The organism is Gemella bergeri ATCC 700627 (genome assembly GCF_000469465.1).
Classification (GTDB): Bacteria; Bacillota; Bacilli; order Staphylococcales; family Gemellaceae; genus Gemella; species Gemella bergeri.
The window spans coordinates 1-659 of sequence record NZ_KI271803.1 but is presented as its reverse complement, the minus strand read 5'-3'; the positions used below and the strand labels follow the sequence as shown (position 1 = coordinate 659).

Genomic DNA, 659 nt, shown 5'->3' with positions numbered 1-659 from the left:
TTACAGGATTTACATTTAAAACGTTGTTTTTTTAATTTCAAATAAGCAGGAATACCTGATATTTTTAATAGATTAATTCTAGTAAGTTCATTAAAGCCGTTTTTAACTACAGTATAACCTTTATTAAGACAACCACAGCATTCACACTTATTAGGAGTATAGGATAAAGTACCTTTAAATACAAAGTACTTTTGATTATTTTTTATAATTTCGTTATGTGTTTCTTCAATAGTTATATTTTTATCTTTTATTTGTAGTAGGTTTTTAATGTATAATATAAATATAAGGAGGTGAGAAAGTGAGTAAGAAAAATAAAAAAGAAGATTCCAACCAAGAAATTCTAGTTAAAATTTCAATAGTCTTAGCCATAACCCAAACGGTAAAGACGATAGATAGTAGAATTACTTGGTAAAATCTTCTAAATACTTCAAGGGAAAGGAGCTTAGCAAAAGCTCCAAGTATCTCTGTTACTCACATTATAGCATGAGAAAAGAAAAAATACAAATGTTAATATTGCTAATAGGAATTGCAGCAACTATAATTTCCATAATTTTAATATTTACTTAGGAGGATTTATGATAGAAAAAGTAATAAAAGATATAGAAGAGCTGTTTAAGCTCAAAATAACTGATTATAGAATATCAAAAGATACTGGCGTT

General features: G+C 26.3%; 1 protein-coding gene. It reads right to left on the bottom strand.

The annotated features are described in order from the left end of the window. Positions 1 to 206: transposase family protein (locus HMPREF1983_RS08035; protein WP_425402388.1), on the bottom strand; the 206-nt coding region annotated here is incomplete at its 3' end. Positions 207 to 659 lie beyond the last annotated feature (453 nt).